Here is a 7,039-nt window from a genome sequence, read left to right as displayed (position 1 = left end):
GCCTTTCTGCCGCTGCGCTGCTCGCTCTGTCACTCACAGCGGCATCGTTGCAGACCGCAACCGCCACGCTGAAGAATGCCGAGGGCGCCGAGGTCGGCACCGCGAGCCTGACGCACGGTTCGGCCGGCGTGAAGATCCATCTGGTGCTGAAGGGTCTGCCGCCGGGCGAGCACGCGTTTCACATTCACGCCGTCGGCAAATGCGAGCCGCCGTTCACCTCGGCGGGCGGACACTTCAATCCCGAAGGCAGGAAGCACGGCAAGATGGCCGAAGGCGGCGCCCATGCCGGCGACATGAACAATCTCGACGTTCCGGCGTCGGGCGCGCTGACCACCGACATCACCAACGATCAGGTGACGCTCGACAAGGGCCGGCCGAACTCGGTGTTCAAGGAAGGCGGCACTGCGCTGGTGATCCACGCCAAGGCCGACGACTACAAGTCCGACCCCGCCGGCAACGCCGGCGACCGTATCGCCTGCGGGGTGATTGAAGAAGCGAAGTAACTCGCTCCAACACCGTCATTCCGGGGCACGCGCAACGCGCGTGAACCCAGAACCTCGAGCTGTTCTGCCGTGCTCTGCACTTCGAGATTCCGGGTTCGCTTGCTTCGCAAGCGCCCCGGAATGACGGACCTGGATTCAGGCTTCGCGCTTCAGCGGCCGCTGCAGCGCCGACAACAACGCCCCCAGCGCCAGCGTCGCCGCAGAAACCGCGAGCGCCGATGACAACGACCCGATCGCATCCGTTATCGCGCCGACCACCAGCGGCCCGAGCGTTTGGCCGATGCCGAATGCGATCGTCATCGCGGCGATCGCGCCGGGCCATTGCGGCTGTTTGTAGTTGAAACGGACGAACGCCGTGGTGGTCGCCACCACGGCGAAGAACGACACGCCGAACACCAGCGCCGACAGTGCCAGCATCGCCGGCGACAGGCCGAGCAGCGGCAGCGCGGCGCCGATGGCGTTGACACCCAGAATGATGGTAGTCGACAAGCCGCCGCGATCGAGCACCATCACCCGGCGCCAGACCCAGGGCGTGACGAAGGCCGAACAGCCGATCAGGCACCAGAATGCGCTCTGCGCCGCAGCGCCGCCGCCGAGATCGCGCACATAGGCGATCATGAAGGTCATGTAGGCGATGTAGCCGGCGCCGAACATGAAGTAACCGACGAGATAAATCATCACCGGCCCGACCCGGAACGGCGCCGGCGCGCCGCTCACGATGCCGGCGTGCAAGCCGATCGGCGCAAGCAGCACCGGCAGCGTCATCACCGCCGATAATGCGGCCAGCACCAGCCAGCCGAGCCACCACGAGCCGGGACCGGCGGCCTGTAGCAGGAACGGCGCAATCAGTCCCGACGACAGAATGCCGATGCCCGGCCCGGCATAGAACAAGCTCATCAGAAAAGCCGACCGCCCCGGCTGCGACTGCGCGATGGTGGTGGCGAGCGCGCCGCCCGCCACGAAGGCCAGCGCCGCGCCGACACCGGCGATCAGCCGCGCCACAGAGAGCAGGATGAAATTACCCGAGACGGCGCAGAGCGCCAGCGACGCCACGCAGGCCAGCGTGCTCCAGCGGACAACCGCCGCCATGCCGAACCGCGCCACCAGCCGTGAGGTGATCAGTGCTCCGATCAGGTAGCCGGCGGCATTGATGGTGTTCATGAATCCGGCGGCCGAATACGACCAATGCAGGCTGTCGCGCATGTCCGGCAGCAACAGCGAATAGGCAAATCTGCCGATGCCGAGCCCCACCGTGGGGGCGAGCGACAGGATCAGGATCAGGCGCGCGGGATGAGCGGGCGCCGCCTCGGTGCGGTCGAGTAGGGTCACTTGGGGATTCTCCGGCGCCGCGAGTGTGGCAGCGAATGCACCCAATTCGCAACAAGCCGCCCCGAAACACAGGCCTGCCGCACGGCTCGGCGTCTTGCCAAGCCGGCGGGCGGGCTTTAGCACTCGGCGCGCAATTCCCACCCACCGTCATGCCCGGGCTCGACCCGGGCATCCATCGTTTTCGCGAGATGGATCGCCGGGTCGAGCCCGGCGATGACGCCTGCAAGGATCCGATCATGGCGACGCATAAACTGCTCCTGCTCCCCGGCGACGGCATCGGCACCGAAGTGATGGCCGAGGTGTCGCGGCTGATCGACTGGCTCAACAAGGCCGGCATCGCCAAATTCGAGACCGAGCACGGCCTGGTCGGCGGCGCTGCTTACGACGCCGACAAGGTCGCGATCACCGACGCCACGATGGCGCTGGCGCAGGCCTCCGACGCGGTGATCTTCGGCGCGGTCGGCGGCCCGAAGTGGGACGGCGTGCCCTACGAGGCGCGGCCCGAGGCCGGCCTGCTGCGGCTGCGTAAGGATCTTGCGCTGTTCGCCAATCTTCGCCCGGCGGTGTGCTATCCGGCGCTCGCCGAGGCTTCCAGCCTGAAGCCCGACGTAGTCGAAGGCCTCGACATCATGATCGTCCGCGAGCTGACCGGCGGCGTGTATTTCGGCGAGCCCAAGACCATCACCGACCTCGGCAACGGCCAGAAGCGCGCCGTCGACACGCAAGTTTACGACACCTACGAAATCGAGCGCATCGGCCGCGTCGCCTTCGATCTGGCGCGCAAGCGCCGCAACAAGGTGACCTCGATGGAGAAGCGCAACGTCATGAAGACGGGCGTGCTCTGGAACGAAGTGATCACCGCCGTGCACGACCGCGAATACAAGGACGTGCAGCTCGAGCATCAGCTCGCCGACTCGGGCGGCATGAATCTCGTCAAGTGGCCGAAGCAGTTCGACGTCATCGTCACCGACAACCTGTTCGGCGACATGCTGTCCGACATCGCGGCGATGCTGACGGGGTCGCTCGGCATGCTGCCGTCGGCCTCGCTCGGCGAAGTCGATGCCAAGACCGGCAAGCGCAAGGCGATGTACGAGCCGGTGCATGGCTCGGCGCCCGACATCGCCGGCAAGGGCATGGCCAATCCGGTGGCGATGCTGGCCTCGTTCGGCATGGCGCTGCGCTATTCGCTCGACATGGGCGATCTGGCCGACAAGCTCGATGCGGCAATCGCCGCCGTGCTGGCCAAGGGCCTGCGCACCGCCGACATCAAGAGCGAAGGCACCAATGTGGTGTCGACCAGCCAGATGGGCGAAGCCATCGTCGCCGAGCTGCAGGCGCTGCACGGCTGAGGCGCGACTGCGGACTTGTAGGGTGGGCAAAGCGAAGCGTGCCCACGCTCGGCGGTGATTTGACTTTGGACCGATAAACGCGTGGGCACGGCGCTTCGCGCCTTTGCCCACCCTACGCGCTACGCGCAGTCTGCGATGCCACCGCCACAAACGAAAAACGCCCGGCTTGCGCCGGGCGTTTCGCATTCAGGCCAGGGACCGCTGATCAGTACAGCGGGAAGCCGGTCGGATAGCCGCCGAGATCGGACGGCGGGCTCAGCGGCTGGCGGTCGATCGGGTGGGTCCAGTTTTCCCGGGCGAAGCTGCGACCGGGCGGCAGCGCGTAATCGGTGAAGTGGCGCTCGCCCGGCAGCACTTCGGTGCCGGCGTCGAGCCAGGAGCGCTTGGAGATGTAGACGCGGGTGCGCGGGCCGGCCTGATACGAGACGTTGGGGCCGCGGCTGCCATAGGCGACCTGATCCGAGGTGCCGTAGATGCGCTTCTTCTTCGGCGCGGCGTCGGCCGGATTGGCCATGAGGCCGGTCACGACCAGAGCGGCTGCCGCCAGCAGCACTGGCATCTTTCCTGCGGCAGAGAATTTCACGGTCATGGCTTCCTCTTTCACCCCCGAGCACGCGGTCCGCTCGTCCGGCGACTACGCCGGTTCATTTCGATTCTTGAAGGTTTTAGCCGCCTCGGCCAACTCGCCACAAGGTCTATCCGGCCACACTGTCCGACAATAATGCGGCGCCGCGCCGAAAGGTTGCGCGGCGGCCCGTTTCAGTTCGCCCCCAGCCGGCCGCGCAGACCGGGCGCCCCGCCGTCCGTGATCCAGTCGGCCGAGGCGATCGGCTGGGCGTGAATGCCGTCACAACGCGTGCGGCGCAGCTCAGCGCGGGCGAAGGTTTCGGCGACGGCGGCGTCGTTACCAGCACTGAGCAGCACCAGGCGGTCGAGCAGGCAGGCGGCCGCAGCGCTCTTCTGCACCAGAGTGTCGCCCTGGCAGGTCCAGCCGGACAGCCGCAGCCCGGCGGATTCGATGGTTTTGATGAAGCCCAGGCAGCCCGGCTGGCGAACACGGCTTCCGGCTAGGTCGAACAAGGCGGCGGTGCCGAATTTGGTCTCGACCAGTCCGGCGGGCTGGATGGTGGCGATCCCGCCGGGGTCCATCCGCGCCGCCAGGTCGGCAGCGGCCGGCGGCGCATGGCGGACCTCGTCGCCAAGGCGATAGACCTCGATTTCGGCGGCAGGCGGCTCGCCCGGTGCGGCGAAGCGGATCACGTCCTTGCGGCCGCCGTCCGAATTCCGCAGCACCTCGGTGCTCTCGAGCTTGCCCGGAAGATCGAGCTGGCTCACCGCAAATGCCGGTTGCGAGCGCAGCGCCGCACTCCAGGCCGGCTGCGCCGAAGGTGCCGTATCGGCCCCCAGCTCGATGGCGGCCTCGGCGGCAGATTGCAGGACTTTGTCGGTCAGCGGGTTGGCAGCGGTGAAGACTACGACGCCGATCAGCACCAGCGCGGCCCCATAGGCCAGGATCTTGACCAAGGCATCGCCGCATTCGCCGGCGAAGCTCTGTGGCCCCGGATGCCTCCGGGCCGAAGTGAAGACAGCGCGCGGGGCCGGGTCGGATCGCATCGGCGAAGCTCGGAGAATGGCCAAAAGCAAGGCTTCGGAAAGGGTACGAGGCGGGCGAAAGCGGGTATTACGTTGTGTTTGCGGCGGTTCTCGCATAGAAGCGCTGACTTCTGCTTGCCGCGCCTGATCGTGGCGGAGCAAATTTCCGCGGAGAGTGAATGATGGGTTACAAAGTCGCGGTGGTGGGTGCGACCGGCAATGTCGGCCGCGAAATGCTTGCCATTCTGGACGAGCGCAAGTTCCCGGCTGACGAAGTGGTGGCGCTGGCGTCGCGCCGCTCGGTCGGCGTCGAGGTGTCGTTCGGCGACAAGACCCTGAAATGCAAAGCGCTCGAGCACTACGACTTCAGCGACGTCGACATCTGCCTGATGTCGGCCGGCGGCTCCGTGTCGAAGGAATGGTCGCCGAAGATCGGCGCGCAGGGCGCGGTCGTGATCGACAATTCGTCGGCCTGGCGCATGGACCCCGACGTGCCGCTGATCGTGCCCGAGGTGAATGCTGCGGCCGCCGCCGGCTACACCAAAAAGAACATCATCGCCAATCCGAACTGCTCGACCGCGCAGCTCGTGGTGGCACTGAAGCCACTGCACGATCACGCCAAGATCAAGCGCGTGGTGGTGTCGACCTATCAGTCGGTGTCGGGCGCCGGCAAGGACGCGATGGACGAATTGTTCTCGCAGACCAAGGCCGTCTACACCAACTCCGAGCTGGTCAATAAGAAATTCCCGAAGCGGATCGCCTTCAACGTCATCCCCGAGATCGACGTGTTCATGGAGGACGGTTACACGAAGGAAGAATGGAAGATGATGGTCGAGACCAAGAAGATTCTCGATCCGGCCATCAAGCTGAGCGCGACCTGCGTGCGCGTGCCGGTGTTCGTCGGCCACTCCGAAGCCGTCAGCATCGAGTTCGAGAATCCGATCAGTGCCGACGAGGCGCGCAACATTTTGCGCAACGCGCCGGGCTGCCTGGTCATCGACAAGCACGAGCCGGGCGGCTACGTCACGCCGTATGAAGCCGCCGGCGAGGACGCGACCTATATCAGCCGCATCCGCACCGATCCGACGGTCGACAACGGCCTCGTGCTGTGGTGCGTGTCCGACAATCTGCGCAAGGGCGCGGCGCTGAACGCGATCCAGATCGCCGAAGTGCTGATCAACCGCAAGCTGCTGACCGCCAAGAAGCGGGCGGCCTGATCGAACAAATCGTATCAGACGAGCGGGTGATGCCTCTGGCGTCACCCGCTTTTCTTATGACGGCTCAGCTTTCGCCCGGCGCGTTCGCCTTGATGGCCAGCGCATGGACGCGGCCGGGCGACAGTTCCGAAGCCAGCAGTTCGTTGATCATGCGATGACGCTCGAGCCGGCTCTTGCCGGCGAAGCTCGCCGACACGATATTGAGCCGGAAGTGAGTCTCGTTGCGGCCCGAATGGCCCGCATGACCTTCATGCAGTTTCGACTCGTCGATCACCTCGAGGCTTTCGGGTGCGAAAGCTTCGCGCAACTTCTGTGTGATAGTGTCTTTTTCGCCCATGATCGCCGCCGTTTCGCCGTTCGGGTCAGTCAATCGCAATCAACGGTGGCCGGTCCTGCAATGTCAAGACTTGAAGCCACACGCGATGCGTAGTTCATAGTCGGCCATGCCCATCGACTCGTCCAAGTTCTTCGACAAGATCCGCGTCAAGCCGCGTGCCGCCGAGGCGGCGCGGGAGGCCGCGCGCGAGCGCGAGGCGCGGATGTGCGACGCGCCCGGCTGCAACGAGCGCGGTGCGCATCGTGCGCCGAAAGGCCGCGGCGTCGAGAAGGATTACTGGCATTTCTGCCTCAATCACGTTCGCGAATACAATCAGGGCTATAATTTCTTCGAAGGCATGAAGGCCGACGACGTCGCGCGCTATCAGAAGGACGCGCTGACCGGGCATCGCCCGACCTGGAAGATGGGCCAGAACGGCGCCAAGAGTCGCGTGCGCAACGCCGCCGATGTCGAGGGCGCGGCCGATCCGTTCAACGTCTTTAACGAACTCGGCGGCCGTTCGCGCTGGCGCCGCGGCCCCGAGGCCGAGCAGACCAAGGCCGAACCGCGCAAAGTGTTCAACGCCGAGCGGAAGGCGCTGCAGGTGATGGGCCTCGAGGCCGACGCCACGCTCGAAGTGGTGAAGGCGAAGTACAAGGCCTTGGTCAAGCAACACCACCCCGACGCCAACGGCGGCGACCGCTCGACCGAAGATCGCCTGATCGAGATCAT

The 7,039-nt window shown here is 65.8% G+C and carries 8 protein-coding genes; 4 read left to right on the top strand and 4 right to left on the bottom strand.

The window, feature by feature from the left end; genetic code table 11:
• Positions 1 to 503: superoxide dismutase family protein (locus I5M_RS16545; protein ID WP_022722409.1), on the top strand; the 503-nt coding region annotated here is incomplete at its 5' end.
• Positions 504 to 638: 135 nt separating this feature from the next.
• Here I5M_RS16545 and I5M_RS16540 read toward each other — a convergent pair.
• The gene (locus tag I5M_RS16540; protein WP_022722408.1) at positions 639 to 1,832 is read right to left on the bottom strand and encodes a YbfB/YjiJ family MFS transporter; all 1,194 of its coding nucleotides are present in this window, start codon (positions 1,830 to 1,832) and stop codon (positions 639 to 641) included.
• Positions 1,833 to 2,068: 236 nt separating this feature from the next.
• Between I5M_RS16540 and leuB the strand changes: the two genes are divergently transcribed.
• Complete coding sequence (leuB, locus tag I5M_RS16535; protein ID WP_031336692.1) at positions 2,069 to 3,181, top strand: 3-isopropylmalate dehydrogenase; 1,113 nt, start codon at positions 2,069 to 2,071, stop codon at positions 3,179 to 3,181.
• Positions 3,182 to 3,386: 205 nt separating this feature from the next.
• On the opposite strand, the gene I5M_RS16530 is transcribed toward leuB, so the two are convergent.
• Together I5M_RS16530 and I5M_RS16525 are read right to left on the bottom strand one after the other, a co-directional pair.
• Positions 3,387 to 3,770 carry a hypothetical protein gene (locus I5M_RS16530; protein ID WP_022722406.1) on the bottom strand — a complete coding sequence of 128 codons (384 nt, stop codon included), beginning with the start codon at positions 3,768 to 3,770 and terminating at the stop codon, positions 3,387 to 3,389.
• Between the two features lie 170 nt (positions 3,771 to 3,940).
• On the bottom strand, positions 3,941 to 4,705 hold the full coding sequence (locus I5M_RS16525) for a hypothetical protein (RefSeq protein WP_244432024.1): 765 nt from the start codon (positions 4,703 to 4,705) through the stop codon (positions 3,941 to 3,943).
• Between the two features lie 251 nt (positions 4,706 to 4,956).
• Here I5M_RS16525 and I5M_RS16520 point away from each other — a divergent pair, with 251 nt between their 5' ends.
• Complete coding sequence (locus I5M_RS16520; protein ID WP_022722404.1) at positions 4,957 to 5,991, top strand: aspartate-semialdehyde dehydrogenase; 1,035 nt, start codon at positions 4,957 to 4,959, stop codon at positions 5,989 to 5,991.
• Positions 5,992 to 6,055: 64 nt separating this feature from the next.
• On the opposite strand, the gene I5M_RS16515 is transcribed toward I5M_RS16520, so the two are convergent.
• Positions 6,056 to 6,328: a BolA family transcriptional regulator gene (locus I5M_RS16515; protein ID WP_031336690.1), complete on the bottom strand. Its 273-nt coding sequence runs from the start codon at positions 6,326 to 6,328 to the stop codon at positions 6,056 to 6,058.
• Positions 6,329 to 6,434: 106 nt separating this feature from the next.
• On the opposite strand from I5M_RS16515, the gene I5M_RS16510 reads away from it, so the two are divergent.
• Positions 6,435 to 7,039 (top strand): J domain-containing protein (locus tag I5M_RS16510; protein ID WP_022722402.1); only part of this gene is annotated, 605 nt, incomplete at its 3' end.

The sequence above is a fragment of the Rhodopseudomonas sp. B29 genome (assembly GCF_000333455.1).
GTDB lineage: Bacteria > Pseudomonadota > Alphaproteobacteria > Rhizobiales > Xanthobacteraceae > Rhodopseudomonas.
Note: the sequence above shows the minus strand (reverse complement) of the source record. Positions and strands in the feature narration are given on the sequence as shown.